The following is a 17,239-nucleotide window of genomic DNA, read 5'->3' as shown; positions in this document are numbered from 1 at the left end:
CGCGCGCTAGCGCTACTGGATCTTCGGCCTGAAGCGGGGCGCGTTCCGTACACAAGTCGCCGCGTACGCGAGCTCGGCTGTTCCGCGTCGATATCAGCCCGTACCGGGCAATGCGGCGGGCCGGGCAGTGACTAATCCACGAAACCGCGGATATGAGGTCACGAAGGCGAAGATGACCATTACCACCTTCGCGAATGCCGCGGACAAAAAGGCGGAGCTTGCTGATCGTTAGAACTTCTCAAGCGTGTTGCGGTGCCACCATGGATAGTCACGTTTCGGTCGGCATGAAACACGAGCTGAGCATCGTACAACGTGACGCAGCGTCAGATTCAAGATGTCTGCTGTGCTCTGCAAAAAGAAAACCGCTCCGCGTGTGAAGCAAACATGTGGCCTCAGTTTCGCCACGCTACTCGTTTCATTCAAGGCAGCATCATCACGGATGTACTGATGATGTGGAGGGAGCCCGGCGCGCTTTTTAAGACCTGGCGAAGTGCGCCGGGTACCTCATCTGACGCTGGCAATCTCTCCAGGAGAGAATCCGGTTGCGCAACGGAATGGCTGTCTCAGAGATGAGTCTGTGGCTTGCGGCCTGCTGTTCCAAGCAGAGAGACACCTTCTTAAGTTGAGGACCTCATAAGCGGACCGGGTGTTGTCTTTCTCTTTCGCAAGCAGCTGATCTGGTTCGCGGCCGAGCGTTGGCCAGCGTCACTTCTTTCTTCCAATCGAACTATTTGCGGTACGGTGAACATGGCATGTCTTTTACCTCAAGGCAGGATCGCGCTCTTTATCGATGGTCCAAATCTGTACGCTACAGCAAAGACTGTTGGATTCGATATCGACTACGGGCTCTTGCTCAGAGAATTTCAAGGCCGCGGCACGTTGCTGCGTGCGTTCTATTACACGTCGATCATTGAAGACCAGGAAGGTTCGTCGGTCCGTCCCTTTGTCGACTGGCTCGACTATAATGGCTACACCGTCGTCACCAAGCCGGGCAAGGAATTCGTCGACGTCAGCGGACGTCGCAAGCTCAAAGCCAACATGGATATTGAGCTCGCGGTCAATGCAATGGAATTCGCCGGGCGCATCGATGAGATGATCCTGTTCGCCGGCGACGGCAACTTCCGGTCACTGATCGAGGCTGTGCAGCGGCGCGGTGTGCGTGTAACAGTCGTCTCCTCGCTTGCTAGTCAGCCGCCGATGATCGCGGATGCGCTGCGACGTCAGGCTGACGTCTTTGCGGACCTTGTGGACTTACGCTCGAGAATTTCACGTAATCAGTCCGAGGGCGGAGTGCTCCGTGCGCCACATCTTCTAGGCAATGGGTCCTCGAGCGCGCGTCGACGATCTGGAAATCCGGCTAACCGCCACTCTTCTAAGGAGCAAGATCTGGTCTTCGACCAATCCCTCGCAGTTGAGGACCAACCAAGACAGTCTAATTGGCGATCCGACTAGCGGGCCGCAACAGACATCAGAGCTGTAGCGACGGCGTTTGACCAATGAGCATTCGCTCTTGTTTGAACCAGTCATGGAATCGCAAGCCCGACGTCGGACCACGATAACTGCTCTCACAAACTGCTTATGGCGCGGTTCTTGCTGAGAGTGACCGTGGGCGTCGCGGCGCACATCGAAGATGCGAAGGAGCTTTCGTGCCTCTCGACCGAAAAGATCGCAACCGTGCTGCTGGAACGACTTCTGGATCTGGTCTCGCGCTTTGCCCGACTCAAGCCGACAAGTCGCCTGCGCGAGTCCTTGGTGAAGCAAAAACAGTCGTTTTGACCGGCGCCTCGCGGGGCATCGGGCACGCCACGGGAAAGCTGTTCTCGGAGGCGGGTTGGCGAATTATTTCCTGTTCCCGTCAACCCTTCGATGGAGGTCGATGCCCATGGCATTCCGGGACAGACAATCATATCCAGGTTGAGTTAAGCGATTATCGCGAATTGCCGCGCCTGATCGCGGAGATCGAGGCGCGGCTCGACGGTGAGCCGCTCCATGCTCTGATCAACAACGCCGGGATTTCACCAAAAGCACCAAATGGTAGCCGACTGAATTCGTTGACGACGCCAGTCGACACTTGGATGCAGGTCTTTCACGTCAATCTCCTCGCGCCGATCCTGCTGGCGCGGGGCCTGTTCGAGCAGTTGAAGGCGGCCTCTGGCTCCGTCGTCAATGTCACATCTATCGTCGGTTCTCGCGTGCATCCGTTTGCCGGGACCGCCTATGCGACGTCTAAAGCCGCGCTTGCCTGTTTAACGCGCGAGATGGCACATGACTACGCTCCCTTCGGAGTTCGCGTCAACGCAATCGCGCCAGGCGAGATCAAGACCGACATTCTGTCGCCGGAAACTGAGGCGCAGCTGGCGCCGATCATACCGTTGCACCGTGTCGGTACGCCGGACGAGGTCGCAAAGGTGATTTTCTTCCTCTGCTCGAACGCGGCGAGCTACATAACGGGTGCGGAAGTTCCGATCAATGGTGGACAGCACGTGTGATCGTGCAAGGGTGACCAAGGGTCTGCGACTTGCGCCGAAAAAGGATGGCGTTTCGCGGTCTGCTGTCACTTTTGAAGTGAACTGGCAAGCTGCACGATAAAGGGCAAGGACGAGACGATCATTTTGAATGGCGATAAGACCCGCCTCGTGCGCCGGCAGGCCCGCGATGCCGAGCGAAACGACATCGAATGTTTGTCACAGCCAGATGGCGCTCCTATGAAGCGGATCCGATACAAAGATGGGCGATGTATTGCCGACCCGCTCTCAAGCAAAAGATGATCGCTGGTCCTTTCCGCTCGGGCAATCTGATTTGCATGAACCCACACGCATAGACCGGCGCCCAGGAAGTAAACGCTACACTCCGATCGATCCAGGCGTGCGACAACGACACTCGATATCATTGCTTTCGAGTGCAGCTCATTGTTTCGTTTCGAACAGCGAACTGGGACCGCAGATGTCGAAGCCGAACCCCGCGTCGGATTTGCGACAATCTCCATCGGCGCGAGCATCTATCTCGATTTGTGGGTTTTTTTCTTTTGAACGTGGGCTGGCACACTCGTTGCACAATGCTTGGCAAGTCGGGCCGCTGCGTCTTGAAGAGGATTTGAGCGGAGCGAGCGGCGATGGGACATGAGCGAACAGGGCGGTCGTCGATTGACCGGATGGAGAACAAGAATGTCTTCACTGAGACAAATTGCGTTTTACGGCAAGGGTGGTATCGGCAAATCGACGACATCACAGAACACGCTGGCGGCGCTTGCCGAGATGGGTCACAAGATCCTGATCGTCGGCTGCGATCCTAAAGCGGACTCGACCCGACTGATCCTGCATGCCAAGGCGCAGGACACGATCTTGAGCCTGGCGGCGAACGCCGGCAGCGTCGAGGACCTCGAGATCGAGGACGTCATGAAGGTCGGCTACAAGGACATCCGGTGCGTCGAGTCTGGCGGGCCGGAGCCGGGGGTCGGCTGCGCCGGCCGCGGCGTCATCACCTCGATCAACTTTCTGGAAGAGAACGGGGCCTATGAGGACATCGACTACGTGTCCTACGACGTGCTCGGCGATGTCGTCTGCGGCGGGTTTGCAATGCCGATCCGCGAGAACAAGGCCCAGGAGATCTACATTGTGATGTCCGGGGAGATGATGGCGATGTATGCCGCCAACAACATCTCCAAGGGCATTCTGAAGTACGCCAGTTCCGGCGGCGTGCGCCTCGGCGGGCTGATCTGCAACGAGCGGCAAACGGACAAGGAGCTGGAGCTGGCGGAAGCCCTTGCCAAGAAGCTCGGAACCCAGCTGATCTACTTTGTGCCGCGCGACAATATCGTGCAGCACGCGGAGCTGCGCCGCATGACGGTGCTGGAATACGCCTCCGACTCCAAGCAGGCGGATCACTATCGCAACCTCGCGACCAGAATCCACAACAACGGTGGCAAGGGCATCATTCCGACCCCCATCAGCATGGACGAGCTCGAGGACATGCTGATGGAGCACGGCATCATGAAGCCGGTCGACGAGGACCAGGTGGGCAAAACCGCCGCCGAGCTGGCAGCCCAGCCGGCCTGAGACAGCCGCCAGATTCGGGTCTCGAGCGAGTCTCGCCCCTGAAAGCGCAGACGATAAAACGAAGGATATTCGTATGAGCCCAGCAAGCAGCCAGAGCGTCGCGGAAATCAAGGCCCGCAACAAACAGCTCATCCAGGACGTCTTGAAGGTCTATCCGGAGAAGACGGCCAAGCGGCGCGCCAAGCACCTCAACGTCCATGAGGCCGGAAAATCCGATTGTGGCGTCAAATCGAATCTCAAATCGATCCCCGGCGTGATGACTATCCGTGGCTGTGCCTATGCCGGCTCCAAAGGGGTGGTGTGGGGGCCGATCAAGGACATGGTCCATCTCAGCCATGGTCCGGTCGGCTGTGGCCAGTATTCCTGGGGATCTCGGCGCAACTACTATGTCGGCACCACCGGCATCGACACCTTCGTGACCATGCAGTTCACCTCCGACTTCCAGGAAAAGGACATCGTCTTCGGCGGTGACAAGAAGCTCGTCAAGATCATCGATGAGATCCAAGAGCTGTTTCCGCTCAACCACGGCGTCACCATCCAGTCGGAATGCCCCATCGGTCTGATTGGCGACGATATTGAAGCCGTGTCGAGATCCAAGTCCAAGGAATATAATGGTAAGACCATCGTGCCGGTGCGCTGCGAGGGATTTCGTGGCGTATCGCAGTCCCTGGGTCACCACATCGCTAACGACGCCGTGCGCGACTGGATATTCGACAAGATCGCGCCGGATAAGGCCCCGTCCTTCGAGTCAACGCCCTACGATGTCGCGATCATCGGCGACTACAATATTGGGGGCGACGCCTGGTCCTCGCGCATTCTCCTGGAAGAAATGGGGCTGCGCGTGATTGCGCAGTGGTCTGGTGACGGCAGTCTTGCCGAGCTCGAGGCGACGCCGAAGGCGAAGCTGAACATTCTGCACTGTTATCGGTCGATGAACTACATATCTCGCCACATGGAGGAGAAGTTCGGAATTCCCTGGTGCGAATACAACTTCTTTGGACCGTCGAAGATCGCCGAGTCGCTGCGCAAGATCGCAACCTTCTTCGACGACAAGATCAAGGAGGGCGCTGAGCGCGTCATCACCAAGTACCAGCCGCTGATGGATGCAGTGGTCGCCAAGTACCGCCCGCGCCTGGAAGGCAAGACGGTGATGCTCTTCGTCGGGGGGCTGCGGCCGCGCCACGTGATCGGCGCCTATGAGGATCTCGGCATGGAGGTCGTCGGCACAGGCTACGAGTTCGGTCATAATGACGACTACCAGCGCACTGCCCAGCGCTACGTCAAGGACGGCACGCTGATCTATGACGACGTGACCGGCTACGAATTCGAGCGCTTTGTCGAAAAGATCCAGCCGGATCTTGTCGGTTCGGGAATCAAGGAGAAGTACGTCTTCCAGAAGATGGGCGTGCCGTTCCGGCAGATGCATTCATGGGACTATTCGGGCCCGTATCACGGCTATGACGGATTTGCGATTTTCGCCCGCGACATGGACATGGCGATCAATTCGCCGGTCTGGAAAATGACCAAGGCGCCCTGGACGGACGCCCCTCAGCCGACCCTGATGGCGGCGGAATGAGCAAACGACACGGCTCGCCCCAAGCTGTGGGAGCCGGTGCGACAGGCGATGCAACTGGAAGCCGATAAAGAGTGCCACAATGACGCAGAATGCCGAACACGTGCTCGATCATCTTGAGCTGTTCAAAGGCCAGGAATACCAGCAGATGCTGGCTAATAAGAGGGCGCTATTTGAATGCCCGCATGATCCCGCAGAAGTCGAGCGCATCCGGGAGTGGTCCAAGACGCCTGAATACCGAGAGAAAAACTTTGCTCGCGAAGCCTTGACTGTGAACCCGGCGAAAGCCTGCCAGCCTCTCGGAGCCGTGTTTGTTTCCGCTGGCTTTGAGGGAACGCTGCCCTTCGTGCATGGTTCGCAGGGCTGCGTGGCCTATTATCGCAGCCATTTGTCCCGGCATTTCAAGGAACCCAGCTCCTGCGTCTCCTCCTCGATGACGGAAGATGCAGCCGTGTTCGGCGGCCTGAACAACATGATCGACGGGCTTGCCAACTCTTACAACATGTATAAACCCAAAATGATCGCGGTCTCCACCACCTGCATGGCCGAGGTGATCGGCGACGATCTCAACGCCTTCATCAAGACCGCAAAGGAAAAGGGCTCAGTGCCGGCGGAGTTCGACGTTCCGTTCGCCCATACGCCAGCTTTTGTCGGCAGTCACGTCAACGGTTACGATCATGCACTCAAGGGCATATTGGAGCACTTCTGGGACGGCAAGGCCGGCAGCGCGCCCAAGCTCGAGCGCAAGAAAAATGGTAAGATCAACGTCATCGGCGGCTTCGATGGCTACACCGTCGGCAACCTTCGCGAGATCAAGCGCATTCTGGAACTGATGGAGATCGAGTATACGATTCTCGGCGATAACAGCGACGTGTTCGACACGCCGACCGATGGCGAGTTCCGCATGTATGGCGGTGGCACCAGCTTGCACGACGCGGCGAATGCGGTTCACGCCAAGGCAACCATCTCTATGCAGCAGTATTGCACGGAGAAAACGCTGCCGTTTGTTGAGGATCATGGCCACAAGGTTCTCGCATTCAACTATCCCCTCGGCGTCGGCGCCACCGATGATTTCCTGATTGCCTTGTCGCGTATCACGGGCAAGCCAATACCGAAGGCCCTGGAGCAGGAGCGCGGGCGGCTGGTCGACGCCATGGCGGATTCCAACGGTCACATCCACGGCAAGAAGTTTGCAATCTACGGCGATCCCGACCTGTGCTACGGACTTTCAGCCTTCTTGCTGGAGCTCGGTGCCGAGCCAACCCATGTGCTCTCAACGAATGGCGGCAAGGCCTGGGAAGAGAAGATGCAGGCGCTGTTTGCCAAGTCGCCCTTCGGGCAAAATTGCCAAGTCTATCCTGGCAAGGACCTCTGGCACATGCGCTCGCTCTTGTTCACCGAGCCGGTCGACTTCCTGATCGGAAATACCTATGGGAAATATCTGGAGCGCGATACGGGCACGCCGTTGATCCGGATCGGCTTTCCGATATTCGATCGACATCACCATCACCGATACCCCGTCTGGGGATATCAGGGTGGGATCAACGTGCTGGTGAAGATCCTCGACAAGATATTCGACGAAATCGACAAGCACACGAACATCGCGGGCAAGACGGACTACAGCTTCGATATCGTTCGCTGATGCGGCCACGCATCTTGACCTTATCGCCCATTGTCGGAGCTCCGGCGCGGGCGCGACTATGGTCTGCGCCTGGACCGGGAAGCCACCGGCCCATGCAAGGGGACATTGATGAGTTCGCTATCGACCAAGATCCAGGATGCCTTCAGCGAGCCGGGCTGCGCGAAAAACGTCAATAAATCGGAAGCCGAGCGCAGGAAGGGCTGCACCAAGCAGCTGCAGCCAGGCGGCGCCGCCGGCGGCTGCGCCTTCGATGGCGCAAAGATAGCGCTGCAGCCGGTGACCGATGTCGCCCATCTCGTCCACGGCCCGATCGCCTGCGAAGGCAATTCCTGGGACAACCGCAGCTCCGTCTCCTCCGGCCCCGACCTCTGGCGCAGGAGCTTTACGACAGACATGGACGAGATGAACATCGTGTTCGGTGGCGAAAAGCGGCTCTATAAGGCGATCCGCGAGGTCGTCGAGAAGTACGATCCGCCGGCCATCTTCGTCTACCAGACGTGTGTGCCCGCCATGATCGGCGACGATATCAACGCAGTCTGCAAGGCAGCTGCAAGACGGTTCGGAAAGCCCGTCATTCCCGTCAATTCGCCGGGTTTCGTTGGCTCAAAGAACCTCGGCAGCAAGCTTGCCGGCGAGGCGCTGCTCGAGCACGTTATCGGCACGCAGGAACCCGATATCACGACACCATACGATATCAATATCATCGGCGAGTTCAATCTGTCCGGCGAGCTCTGGCAGGTCAAGCCGCTGCTCGACGAGCTCGGCGTCCGCATTCTGTCCTGCATCTCTGGCGACGCGAGATATCGCGACATAGCCTGCTCGCACCGCGCCAAAGCTGCGATGATCGTCTGCTCCAAAGCGTTGATCAACGTCGCGCGCAAGATGAAGGAGCGCTACGGTATTCCCTTCTTCGAAGGATCGTTCTACGGCATTCAGGACTCCAGCGACTCTCTGCGCAATATTGCAAGCATGCTGATCGCGCGCGGCGCGCCAGCCGAGCTGATGACCCGGACCGAGGCCGTCATCTCCCGAGAGGAGGCAAAGGCCTGGGCCGCGATCGACGAGTTCAAGCCGCGGTTCGCCGGGAAAAAGGCGCTGCTGGTCACGGGCGGCGTAAAGTCCTGGTCGGTCGTGGCCGCCCTGCAGGAAGCGGGCCTCGAGATTGTCGGAACGTCCGTGAAGAAGTCGACGAGGGAAGACAAAGAACGCATCAAAGAGCTGATGGGCCAGGACGCTCACATGATCGAAGAGATGAGCGCGCGCCAAATGTACGAGATGCTGAAGGACGCGAAGGCCGACATCATGCTCTCCGGCGGAAAGTCGCAGTTCGTTGCGCTGAAGGCCGCCATGCCGTGGCTCGACATCAACCAAGAACGGTCTCACGCCTATTTGGGATATGCCGGCATGGTGACGCTCATGGAGGAGATCGACAAGGCTTTGTACAATCCGATCTGGTACCAACTCCGCAGACCGGCGCCATGGGACTCCGTAAGCCACAGCGCGTGCGAGGGGAGGATGCGTGACAGACCGGCTGTGCATGCTGCGCCTCGCCTGCAGGCGGCGGAGTAGGGCAGCGCGGCATGGCGACCGTCACAATGTCGAAGAAAGCCTGCTCGGTCAATCCGCTCAAAATGAGTCAACCGGTCGGCGGCGCTTTTGCCTATCTCGGCGTGCGCGGCGCTATGCCCCTCTTGCACGGCCCGCAAGGATGTACCTCCTTTGCACTGACGCTATTGGTGCGGCACTTCAAGGAAGCTGTGCCGCTGCAGACGACTGCGATGAGCGAAGTCGCAACGGTGCTCGGCGGCTACGACAACGTCGAGCAGGCGATCCTCAACATCTATAGCCGGACCAAGCCCGAGATCATCGGCATCAATTCAACAGGCGTCACCGAGACAAAGGGCGACGACGTCGAGGCGTTCATCCGACAGGTCCGGCAGAAGCACCCGCAGCTCGAAAAATGTCCGCTGGTCTACGTCGCGACCCCAGATTTCAAAGATGCGTTTCAGGACGGCTGGGACAAGACGGTCGCGCGAATGGTAGAGGTCCTCGTCGATCCCATTGACGCGGCTGCGCCGCGCGACCCCTTGCGCGTGAATGTGCTGCCGGGCTGTCATCTAACGCCCGGTGACATCGACGAGTTGCGCACGACTTTCGAGGATTTCGGGCTGGATCCATCCTTCCTTCCTGATATCGGCGGTTCGCTGGATGGCCACATACCGGACAAGTTTACGCCCACCACGATCGGAGGAATTGGCGTCGAGGAGATCGCGAGCATGGGGCGCGCGGCCTGGACGGTCGCAATCGGTGCACAAATGCGCCGGGCAGCGGATGCCATGCATGCCAGAACCGGGACGCCAGTCCGCCTGTTCGAGCGGCTCTGCGGCCTCATCCCCAATGACGAATTCATCGCCTTCTTGAGCGAGATCAGCGGGCGGACCGTCCCGCCCAAATACCGTCGTCAGCGCGGACAGCTCGCAGACGCGATGTTGGATGCTCATTTTCACATCGGAGGCCGCAAGCTCGCGATCGGCGCCGAGCCCGACCTGCTGTTTGATGTTTCCAGCATGCTGCACGAGATGGGCGCCCAGATCGCGGCAGCGGTGACCACAACCGCCTCCCCGGTGCTCGAGCGGGTCAAGTCCGAGGAGGTGCTGATCGGCGATCTCGAGGACCTGGAGGAACGCGCCAGGGGACGCAACTGCGATCTCCTTATCACCCACGCGCATGGGCGCCAGGCAGCCTCGCGGCTGAAAATCCCATTCTATCGCGCTGGCTTTCCGATATTCGACCGGGTCGGCGCCGGGCATCTGAAGACCGTCGGTTATCGCGGCACGCGGGATCTGATCTTCGATCTGGCGAACCTCATTATCGCCGATCGCGAGGACAATCGCCAGCCGACGCCGGACACTTGGCGGACCTCCGATCCCGGCTTCCAGGTCGTTCCGCCGCAGTTGCACTGATGCCAGAGGAGGGCCTAAGTCGATGAAGGTTGCATTCGCCACTCAGGATTTGAAGCGCGTCGATGCCCATTTCGGCTGGGCCAGAAACATCGCCATCTATGACGTCCGACCGGACGGCCACCGCTTTGTCGAGGCAATCCAGTTTGACGGAGATCTCAAGGAAGACGGCAATGAGGATAAGCTCACGCCGAAGATCGAGGCGATCAAGGACTGCGCCATTCTTTATGTCGCCGCGATCGGCGGCTCGGGCGCGGCGCGCGTCGTTGCCCAGAAAATCCATCCCATGAAGGTGGCCGAGCCGGAGGCGATCGACGATCTCTGTGTGAAGCTCGAAGGCGTCCTGAAGGGCTCTCCGCCGCCTTGGCTGCGCAAGGTGCTCGCCAAGGGCGGGGGGCGCAATCTGGAGTTCGAGGACTGATGGCACCTGTCATGAACAAACCGGCTGAACCCACTCCTCGCGATCTGGTGATGGACACGCCCTTCGTCCGGGAACTCGTCAAGATCTGGCGGGCGCAGGACACCCACGGCGCGTGGGAAGGCAAGAGGGATATCGACCTCCTTGAGCCCTACCTGCTCGACAAGGAGAAGCGGCGCATTCTTCCGATCGTCGGCGATCCAGACCCGGATACGATCTGGCGGCTTGAGCTCTTCTTCGACGCCGTTGCGCTTTCGATCGAAAGAGAAACCGGAGTAGGGGTGTCCCCGATGCTGAAGATGCACCACGAAGGCTTCGGTCGGCTGGTCCTCATCGCAGGTCGGCTTGTCGTCGTGAGCAAGCGGCTGCGTGACGTGCATCGCTTTGGCTTTGATAATCTTGCAAAGCTGGCCGCCGAAGGCGACGGGCACGTCAACAGCGCGGTCCAGATGATCCGCAGGTTTCCGGAAGTTGCGAACTACTGAGGCGATCATGAGCGATCTTGAATCACTGAAAGCCGAGATCAAAAAACTATCGACCAAAGCGACCCAGGCTAAGATGGATCTCCACGATCTCTCCGAAGATCTCCCCGCCAACTGGACCTCGATCCTGGAGGTCGCTCAGAAGGCCTACGACGCTTTCGCCGTTCTCGAACGCAAGCGTCAAGAGCTCAACAACTTGGAAAGAGCATAGGCGATCAACGATTATGGCATCAGTAACCCGCGACGGCCGCGAGTGGAGCCCGGAATACCTTGTTTCAATCGATCCGGAGAAGTGCATCGGCTGCGGCCGCTGCTATAAGGTATGCGGCCGCGACGTCATGACGTTGAAAGGTCTCAATGAGGACGGCGAGATGATTGAGCTCGATGACGATGATGACGAGGTGGAGAAGAAGATTATGGTCATGACCGATATCGGCGCTTGTATCGGCTGCGGCGCGTGCGCGCGCGTCTGTCCCACCAATTGTCAAATTCACGCTATCGTCGCCTGAGCCGCTCACTTGCGAGGTCGCTCGCTTTCGAAGGCGGGGCCTAACAGAGGTGATATCCCCATAGCCGAAACTTGAGTAGGTCCTATTCGATCCCCTGATCACGTGCTTTCATCATTGCAGCGACTCGAAATCGCTCATGAATGGCGACCGGGCTTGCGAGCAGGGTAGTCTGCGCGTTCCTGAGGGCCTCGATCACAATCTCAGCTTCTTCGCGCGTCAACGGAACGCGTCCGGCCATGTGGCTGGCATCCGGCACAGCTGCCCAGATCGCGCGGCGATAAGGATGATCCTTCACCTCGATCAGGCTGTCGCTTTCGAGCTCGCCGCCAAGTGTAATGGCGAGCCCTGTCACTTCGAGCTTGCGGCCGTCCTGCGTGAGCTTCACAAAAGTTGGCATCGATGGCTCGGCTTCTGGGCCTAGAGGTGGTCAGGCCATCCCCGCCAGCTCCCCTCGGGAGAGACATTCGAGGCGATCTTCCTCGACGCGTCTTGCGAGCAAGTAGCCTCAACAGAGCCGACCTTGTCCTTGCCGCCACCAGCAGAGGGATCCCCAACCATGATCCCATCCGTCCTGGCGGCACGAGCGTCGCGCGGTGCGCCAGCGCCGGAGGTGGGAATGGGATTGGCCGCGGAGCGATGGACGAGTTCCGGCGACGTGTTCATGTCAATCTCCATGCAAACGTGTGCTTGAGGGCGAGGATCAAATCTCGTGCCATATCCGCGCTTCTGCACCCAACAACGTGGTGCTAGCGGGTGAAAAAGCCCCCCGCGATCCCGCATGCGTGGCCTAGCACCTTGCATCGCATCTGGCCTTTAAGAGGTGATTGGACCCGGGCGGCCCCGAGGTCTTGCGCGATTCTTGCAATTTGCCTGGCCGAGACCTGGTCCCTTAGTGAGGACAACATGGAGCGGAACATCGCGTACGCGATCTGCAGCTTCGGCGATGTTCCGAACCGGCGAGCGATCGGCTTTCAGCCCATGATTAGCGGTAACGACGGCGCGCCAGGCCATGGCCGATCGTGATCGTGCGCTCGGGTAAAGACGTGATCGGCTATCTCGACGTTTGCCCACATGATCACGTGAAGCTGGACTGGGTGCGGAACCAGTTCCTAGATCCCAATGGGCTCGCGCCTGATGTGCGGCAAGCGCGGCTCGACGTTAGAGGTCGGTACAGGGCTTGCGGTGGACGGCCCCTGCAAGGGGCAGCGTCGATTGCCCTCGCAGTGCTCGATGGCGACATCTGCGTCACGGGAGTTGAGCTTGTCGAAGATGACGAGGCAAAGAGGGTCTGAGACAAAACGCTAAACCGGACGATTCTCGTTCCTGTTCTTGACCGGCCCCATCTTTGACAGGCCCTCTTTATAAGAAAGCTCAGTGCAGGACACCTCAATGTCCTTGGCCGCGTCGATGAGGTAGTCGAGCTTTCCCGCCGTATCGAAGGCCTTGATGTCGTTCTTGTCGACACCGGCCAGGTCCATCATCTCCTTCCATACGGTCGATTCCTCGCATGGCAGCACGCAGAACGTGATGTCACCAATTTTGGTGCGGTATTTCGCGAGCAAGTCGATGTTGTTGCAGAATATGAAATATCTTCCATCCGGGCTCAGGGTACCATCAAGCACCTGTGCGACATCGGCCAGATAGGCAAAGGAGTGTAGATAGCCGGCCAATATCGGAATCTTCGGCTCTCCCCGTTCCGCGATCGTCAGCACTTGTTCAATCGAATAATCCGGCGGCCGCTTCTCGTCGGCGAGTTGGGGCTGGAACCTTAATGCGATGTCGCCGCGAAAGCCAAAACGGCCATCCTTCTTGGTCCAGCCCTTCAGCACCGCATTCACCAGCCTGCCTTCCTTCTCAAGACGGCCAAGGGCAGTGTTGTCGATCGATGTCATGAGGCCTCCTCTTCGAGTGCCGAGCGGACATTTCGGTCCGCGGGAATTTGCGCGTGCGACTTTATGCAAGTTGTCTGCCGTCAAACCTACTGGGCGCGCAAGCTAGCGGCAGGTCGGCGCGATTGCAGGACATGTCTCGCCGCACCGCGGGCGCCACTGGTCCGCGCGCCCGCAAATACGTCTTGTCGCACACCCGACACGCGTCGCCAACCAAACAATGACGTCGGCAAATGCGAGCGCTTTTGCTTGCGCGATCGATGGCATGGGACTTGCCAAGAAGGACTTGTCGCGACGACTTGCCAATGAGCACGACAGCCAATCGTCCAAAGCAGTTGGAGGGTAGAATGATCAATTTGACTGAGAATGCGCTGAACGCGGTGAAGAGTGCGATCACCTCAAAGGGCGCCCCGTCGCGCGGCCTGCGAATCATGGTCGAAGCCGGCGGCTGTTCCGGATTCAAGTACACGATGGGCCTCGCGGAGGCGGCTGAACCCGATGATAGCATCGTCGAGCGCGATGGCATCAAGGTGTTCGTGGACAATGCCAGCCGGGAGCATCTTGCCGGCACCACAATCGATTTCGCGGTGACCATCGAGGGGTCTGGCTTCATGTTCGACAATCCGAACGCGAGCTCGCGCTGTTCCTGCGGCAAATCGTTCAGCTGATTTTGCGCGCCAGATCGTCTGGCGGAAAGGTCATCGCAACATGCAGGTCCAGATCCACGACAAGAAAGTTGCGTCAGCCGTATCCTCTGCAGAGCGCGAGGGAATCGTCCGCGCCGTGCTCGACGAAGTGCGGCCAAACCTCAAGCGTGATGGCGGAGACTGCGAGCTGATCGAGATTGACGGTAACAAGATCATCGTCAAGCTCACCGGTGCCTGCGTGCTCTGCAAGCTCGCGAGCGCGACGTTGGAGGGTATCCAGGCGCGCTTGATCGAGCGGCTAGGTGAGTTCGTCCGCCTGATCCCCTCTGCTGGAGCTGCGAAAGTGCGGCATTGAGTGAGGCGCTTGGTGCGGCCAATTTATCTCGATAATAATGCGACCACGCGCACTGACCCGCTGGTCATCGCGGCGATGCTACCGTTCTTCTCGGAGCGGTTTGGCAATGCCTCGTCGGGGCATGTGTTCGGAAGCGATGTCGCGGGAACCGTCAGGGAGGCCAGAAAATGTGTGCGGGCCCTGATCGGTGCGGAATTTGACAGCGAGATTGTGTTTACCTCGGGCGGTACAGAGTCCGACAACACAGCCATTCTGTCCGCGCTTGCGGTGCAGGAAGGGCGTGACCAAGTGGTCACCACGGCGGTGGAGCATCCGGCCGTGCTATCGCTCACCAACGAGCTCACCCGTCGTGGCACGACATGCCATCTTGTTCCCGTCGATAGCTGCGGCCGGATCGACGTCGAGGCATACCGCCGGGCTCTGTCGCCCCGCACCGCGGTTGCTTCTATCATGTGGGCAAACAACGAGACGGGGACAATCTTTCCGGTAGAATATCTGGCTAAAATGGCGCGCTCAGCCGGCGCCCTGTTCCATACCGACGCCGTACAGTCCGTGGGACGGATCCCAATCGATCTCAAGCGGACGGAGATCGATATGCTCTCGCTCTCCGCCCATAAGCTCCATGGGCCGAAAGGGATTGGCGCGCTTTACGTGCGCAAGGGCACCAGGTTCAGGCCGCTCATCACGGGCGGCCCACAGGAGCGGCAGCGCCGCGCCGGCACCGAAAACGTCCCGGGGATCATCGGCTTGGGAAAGGCGGCGGAGCTTGCCGTGGCAAGGCTCGAGCAGGAGCAGGCGCGGATTGGCGCATTGCGCGACCGCCTGGAGCAGCGCCTTCTGAATCTCGGTCATTGCATGGTGCTCGGCGACGTCAACAGCCGCTTACCGAACACAACTGGCATCGCGTTCGAGCATCTCGAAGGCGAGGCGATCATCCATCATCTAAGCCGCGCCGGCATTGCCGCATCCGTTGGCTCGGCCTGCACGTCCGGTTCGATGGAACCCTCGCATGTGCTGCGCGCGATGAAGGTGCCGCCAGACTCAATGAACGGAGCGATACGCTTCTCGCTGTCGCGCGAGACGACAAGCAGCGAGATTGAACGCGTCGTGCAGGTAATGGCCGATGTCATTGCGAGCTCTCGGGCAACGTCAACCGCGAAGCAGGAGCGTGCGAGCGGCACCTCTCTTCCCATGGAGCTGAGTCCATGAAAGTCATGCTTCGCCGGTCGCCGGAAACAGGCTTTTCAATCTACGTGCCAAAGAAGGATCTCGAAGAGCCGATCGTGGAATCGGAGAATGAGGCCTTGTGGGGTGGCTGGATCAGACTAGCCAATGGATGGGTTCTTGACCTGCCTCAGATGGCAGGCGACACCAGCCTGCCGATTACGATTAACGCCAAGAAGCGGGGCGGGGACAAAGAGGACTGATGAACGCGCTGGCCCCTCGCATCGACTTCGCCAGCTCGGCGGACGCCGAGGCCAGCCTCCGAGAAGTCGCACAGCACCTGCGGAAGGGCCGCGTCGTTCCTTATCTCGGGCCTGGCTTGGCCGAACTCTCCACCTCGACAGCGCCGATGGCTCCAGAGGCGCTCGCGGCGTTCTTCGCCAGCAAGGTCGCGCTGCCGCGCCGGGCCAGGGGAAACGCCTGGGCCTCGGCTCAGCACATCGAAAACACGAGGCATCGTGCTACCGTGAGCGCGCTGATGGCAGAAGCATTCGCGGCGGCAGCCGCGCCGACAGCATTGCACCAATATCTGGCCACGCTGGCGCTACCATTAGTAGTCGATAGCTGGTACGATGGAGCGATGCGAGCAGCCTTCGGCCTGCGCGAGGACTGGGGCGAGATCCAGGGTATCACTCGCGCCGGCCTCGGCGAGGAACGCTGGTATCGCTTCTACGATGCGGCGGGCCAGGAGGTCGATGGTCAGATCGCCGGGCGCTGGACCACCATTCTCTACAAACCGCATGGCAGTGTCGCGCCGGCAAGGAATTTCCTGATCTCGGATGCGGACTACGTTGAAGCATTGACCGAGATCGACATCCAGACGCCAATTCCGGACGAGGTGAAGGCGCGCCGTACGGATCGTAGCTTTCTGTTCGTCGGTTGCCGGTTCAACGACCAGCTCCTGCGTACCTATGCCCGACAAGTGTTGAAGCGTTCGGCGGAGACCCACTACGCTGTGGTGGATCCGACTGCGCTCTCGAAAAATGAGTTGCGCTTCCTGGTCGCGCAGGGCATGGCGCCGCTCGCCATCCCGCTTTCGCGCGCTATCGAGCTCGTGTGCGCGGCTTAGCCTTCTTTGCTCCCTTGCGCCAACAGGGACGTTCAAATCAAGGAGACCGTGCCATCTCACCTGTTTCGGCGGTGGTCCCCCAATGCGGAAGGCAATGGTCGTAGTTCAGGCGCTGCTCCAGCTCCTGCGCCTGGCTTATCGATTGGTGTAGTGAATCCACGAGCCGTTTGCTTTCCGAGATAGCCCTGTCGGCCCTCTGAAGAAGCTGATCCCGCTCGCGCTCGATCAAGAGATGATGTACTGCCATCTCGCGTTCCGTGGGTCCATGCAGCCGGGAGCGCTATCAGCTTCTTAGCTACGTGGAAGTCTGGAAATATCACGCCGAAAAGCAGTCGCAACAATTCGATCTGCTTCTACCTCCTGTCTCCACCACGCTAGCCACCGTGTCAAACGATTCTACCACGGGATAGAGACAG

17 protein-coding genes and 2 pseudogenes are annotated in these 17,239 nt (G+C 59.4%); 17 read left to right on the top strand and 2 right to left on the bottom strand.

All coding sequences use genetic code 11. From position 1 onward, the window contains the following. Positions 1-747: 747 nt before the first annotated feature. The 11 genes and pseudogenes from K289_RS46195 to fdxB all read left to right on the top strand — a co-directional run bounded on the left by K289_RS46195 (position 748) and on the right by fdxB (position 11,639). Positions 748-1,452 (top strand): NYN domain-containing protein, encoded by a 705-nt coding sequence (locus tag K289_RS46195; RefSeq protein ID WP_084788837.1) that lies wholly within the window; start codon positions 748-750, stop codon positions 1,450-1,452. A gap of 194 nt (positions 1,453-1,646) precedes the next feature. After that, positions 1,647-2,489 (top strand): SDR family NAD(P)-dependent oxidoreductase, encoded by an 843-nt coding sequence (locus tag K289_RS0134915; RefSeq protein WP_084788836.1) that lies wholly within the window; start codon positions 1,647-1,649, stop codon positions 2,487-2,489. A 675-nt stretch (positions 2,490-3,164) separates the two neighbouring features. Beyond that, the gene (gene nifH / locus K289_RS0134905; RefSeq protein WP_027555696.1) at positions 3,165-4,055 is read left to right on the top strand and encodes a nitrogenase iron protein; all 891 of its coding nucleotides are present in this window, start codon (positions 3,165-3,167) and stop codon (positions 4,053-4,055) included. Positions 4,056-4,128: 73 nt separating this feature from the next. After that, complete coding sequence (nifD, locus tag K289_RS0134900) at positions 4,129-5,631, top strand: nitrogenase molybdenum-iron protein alpha chain (protein ID WP_027555695.1); 1,503 nt, start codon at positions 4,129-4,131, stop codon at positions 5,629-5,631. Between the two features lie 79 nt (positions 5,632-5,710). Continuing rightward, positions 5,711-7,270 carry a nitrogenase molybdenum-iron protein subunit beta gene (gene nifK / locus K289_RS0134895; RefSeq protein WP_027555694.1) on the top strand — a complete coding sequence of 520 codons (1,560 nt, stop codon included), beginning with the start codon at positions 5,711-5,713 and terminating at the stop codon, positions 7,268-7,270. A 108-nt stretch (positions 7,271-7,378) separates the two neighbouring features. Further along, positions 7,379-8,759: pseudogene (nifE, locus tag K289_RS46190) on the top strand (nitrogenase iron-molybdenum cofactor biosynthesis protein NifE); the annotation flags it as partial. Positions 8,760-8,850: 91 nt separating this feature from the next. Beyond that, the gene (gene nifN, locus K289_RS0134885) at positions 8,851-10,233 is read left to right on the top strand and encodes a nitrogenase iron-molybdenum cofactor biosynthesis protein NifN (RefSeq protein ID WP_027555693.1); all 1,383 of its coding nucleotides are present in this window, start codon (positions 8,851-8,853) and stop codon (positions 10,231-10,233) included. A gap of 22 nt (positions 10,234-10,255) precedes the next feature. Next, positions 10,256-10,651, top strand: a complete 396-nt coding sequence (gene nifX / locus K289_RS0134880; RefSeq protein WP_027555692.1) for a nitrogen fixation protein NifX — start codon at positions 10,256-10,258, stop codon at positions 10,649-10,651. Then, positions 10,651-11,133 carry a NifX-associated nitrogen fixation protein gene (locus K289_RS0134875; protein ID WP_156918347.1) on the top strand — a complete coding sequence of 161 codons (483 nt, stop codon included), beginning with the start codon at positions 10,651-10,653 and terminating at the stop codon, positions 11,131-11,133. The genes nifX and K289_RS0134875 overlap by 1 nt, the downstream gene beginning before the upstream one ends. A 7-nt stretch (positions 11,134-11,140) precedes the next feature. Further along, the gene (locus tag K289_RS0134870; protein WP_027555690.1) at positions 11,141-11,341 is read left to right on the top strand and encodes a CCE_0567 family metalloprotein; all 201 of its coding nucleotides are present in this window, start codon (positions 11,141-11,143) and stop codon (positions 11,339-11,341) included. 13 nt (positions 11,342-11,354) lie between these two features. After that, positions 11,355-11,639, top strand: a complete 285-nt coding sequence (gene fdxB / locus K289_RS0134865; protein ID WP_027555689.1) for a ferredoxin III, nif-specific — start codon at positions 11,355-11,357, stop codon at positions 11,637-11,639. A gap of 82 nt (positions 11,640-11,721) precedes the next feature. Here the strand turns inward: fdxB and K289_RS0134860 are convergent, their stop codons facing one another. Then, positions 11,722-12,036, bottom strand: a complete 315-nt coding sequence (locus tag K289_RS0134860; protein WP_027555688.1) for a hypothetical protein — start codon at positions 12,034-12,036, stop codon at positions 11,722-11,724. A 506-nt stretch (positions 12,037-12,542) separates the two neighbouring features. On the opposite strand from K289_RS0134860, the pseudogene K289_RS52530 reads away from it, so the two are divergent. Further along, positions 12,543-12,931: pseudogene (locus tag K289_RS52530) on the top strand (Rieske (2Fe-2S) protein). Between the two features lie 9 nt (positions 12,932-12,940). On the opposite strand, the gene K289_RS0134840 reads toward K289_RS52530, so the two are convergent. Next, a complete protein-coding gene (locus K289_RS0134840; RefSeq protein ID WP_027555686.1) occupies positions 12,941-13,531 on the bottom strand; it encodes a hypothetical protein in 591 nt (196 codons plus the stop codon). A 344-nt stretch (positions 13,532-13,875) separates the two neighbouring features. On the opposite strand from K289_RS0134840, the gene K289_RS0134835 reads away from it, so the two are divergent. The 5 genes from K289_RS0134835 to K289_RS0134815 are packed head-to-tail and all read left to right on the top strand — an operon-like array spanning position 13,876 to position 16,823. Next, on the top strand, positions 13,876-14,196 hold the full coding sequence (locus K289_RS0134835; RefSeq protein ID WP_027555685.1) for an iron-sulfur cluster assembly accessory protein: 321 nt from the start codon (positions 13,876-13,878) through the stop codon (positions 14,194-14,196). Positions 14,197-14,236: 40 nt separating this feature from the next. Next, positions 14,237-14,530 (top strand): NifU family protein, encoded by a 294-nt coding sequence (locus tag K289_RS0134830; protein ID WP_027555684.1) that lies wholly within the window; start codon positions 14,237-14,239, stop codon positions 14,528-14,530. Positions 14,531-14,542: 12 nt separating this feature from the next. Beyond that, a complete protein-coding gene (gene nifS, locus K289_RS0134825) occupies positions 14,543-15,739 on the top strand; it encodes a cysteine desulfurase NifS (protein ID WP_027555683.1) in 1,197 nt (398 codons plus the stop codon). Continuing rightward, complete coding sequence (gene nifT, locus K289_RS0134820) at positions 15,736-15,957, top strand: putative nitrogen fixation protein NifT (protein ID WP_027555682.1); 222 nt, start codon at positions 15,736-15,738, stop codon at positions 15,955-15,957. The genes nifS and nifT overlap by 4 nt, the downstream gene beginning before the upstream one ends. Then, positions 15,957-16,823 (top strand): SIR2 family protein, encoded by an 867-nt coding sequence (locus tag K289_RS0134815; RefSeq protein WP_027555681.1) that lies wholly within the window; start codon positions 15,957-15,959, stop codon positions 16,821-16,823. Before nifT ends, K289_RS0134815 begins: the two co-directional genes overlap by 1 nt. Positions 16,824-17,239 lie beyond the last annotated feature (416 nt).

Origin of the sequence: Bradyrhizobium sp. Cp5.3 (genome assembly GCF_000426265.1) — a bacterium.
In the GTDB taxonomy this organism is placed as follows: Bacteria; Pseudomonadota; Alphaproteobacteria; order Rhizobiales; family Xanthobacteraceae; genus Bradyrhizobium; species Bradyrhizobium neotropicale.
The sequence above is the reverse complement of the archived record's forward strand: the minus strand, read 5'-3'. Positions and strand labels throughout refer to the sequence as shown.

Bases quoted from the DNA above. Each gene is read 5' to 3' on its own strand.
- K289_RS46195 (WP_084788837.1), top strand. From the start codon at position 748: ATGGCATGTCTTTTACCTCAAGGCAGGATCGCGCTCTTTATCGATGGT.
- nifH (WP_027555696.1), top strand. From the start codon at position 3,165: ATGTCTTCACTGAGACAAATTGCGTTTTACGGCAAGGGTGGTATCGGC.
- nifD (WP_027555695.1), top strand. From the start codon at position 4,129: ATGAGCCCAGCAAGCAGCCAGAGCGTCGCGGAAATCAAGGCCCGCAAC.
- nifK (WP_027555694.1), top strand. From the start codon at position 5,711: ATGACGCAGAATGCCGAACACGTGCTCGATCATCTTGAGCTGTTCAAA.
- nifN (WP_027555693.1), top strand. From the start codon at position 8,851: ATGGCGACCGTCACAATGTCGAAGAAAGCCTGCTCGGTCAATCCGCTC.
- nifX (WP_027555692.1), top strand. From the start codon at position 10,256: ATGAAGGTTGCATTCGCCACTCAGGATTTGAAGCGCGTCGATGCCCAT.
- K289_RS0134875 (WP_156918347.1), top strand. From the start codon at position 10,651: ATGGCACCTGTCATGAACAAACCGGCTGAACCCACTCCTCGCGATCTG.
- K289_RS0134870 (WP_027555690.1), top strand. From the start codon at position 11,141: ATGAGCGATCTTGAATCACTGAAAGCCGAGATCAAAAAACTATCGACC.
- fdxB (WP_027555689.1), top strand. From the start codon at position 11,355: ATGGCATCAGTAACCCGCGACGGCCGCGAGTGGAGCCCGGAATACCTT.
- K289_RS0134860 (WP_027555688.1), bottom strand. From the start codon at position 12,036: ATGCCAACTTTTGTGAAGCTCACGCAGGACGGCCGCAAGCTCGAAGTG.
- K289_RS0134840 (WP_027555686.1), bottom strand. From the start codon at position 13,531: ATGACATCGATCGACAACACTGCCCTTGGCCGTCTTGAGAAGGAAGGC.
- K289_RS0134835 (WP_027555685.1), top strand. From the start codon at position 13,876: ATGATCAATTTGACTGAGAATGCGCTGAACGCGGTGAAGAGTGCGATC.
- K289_RS0134830 (WP_027555684.1), top strand. From the start codon at position 14,237: ATGCAGGTCCAGATCCACGACAAGAAAGTTGCGTCAGCCGTATCCTCT.
- nifT (WP_027555682.1), top strand. From the start codon at position 15,736: ATGAAAGTCATGCTTCGCCGGTCGCCGGAAACAGGCTTTTCAATCTAC.
- K289_RS0134815 (WP_027555681.1), top strand. From the start codon at position 15,957: ATGAACGCGCTGGCCCCTCGCATCGACTTCGCCAGCTCGGCGGACGCC.